Origin of the sequence: Psychrobacter sp. Rd 27.2 (genome assembly GCF_001921755.1) — a bacterium.
GTDB lineage: Bacteria > Pseudomonadota > Gammaproteobacteria > Pseudomonadales > Moraxellaceae > Psychrobacter > Psychrobacter celer.
Window position 1 is genome coordinate 1 of record NZ_MRYB01000105.1, and the last position, 389, is coordinate 389.

Below are 389 nucleotides of genomic sequence, written 5' to 3' on the forward strand. Positions count from 1 at the left end.
GTCCGATGACGGGGACGGGGCACCTTTAGAACGCCATTACTCCCGTTATGAGTCACTCAAAGAAACAGTACCAGTATTAGACGACGACATTCCCCCTATTTTTAACCAGATTTCACTTACTGAAATTCATGTTGATCCTGATTTGCCCTTTTGCCCAGCGTGTGAACTCGCCCAAATTGACATAAGCGCCCCTTATGCGTGCCAATGTAGCGAGGGCTAACCATGAATTACGAACCTTTTCTAGGCATGAACGTCTTAGTTTCAAAGCCCCTGATTGAACAAATTACATACGCCATGCCCTTTGTCTTGATTTTTAGCATTCTGTTTTTTTTCATCATCTTTTTGCTCATGACTGTTAGGTTTAAATAATGTTAGACATGCTTGTCATA

1 protein-coding gene is annotated in these 389 nt (G+C 42.2%); it reads left to right on the forward strand.

Going from position 1 to position 389, the window contains the following annotated elements:
* A partial coding sequence (locus BTV99_RS13710) for a hypothetical protein (RefSeq protein ID WP_218607607.1) occupies window positions 1–220 on the forward strand: 220 nt, incomplete at its 5' end.
* Window positions 221–389: the final 169 nt, after the last annotated feature.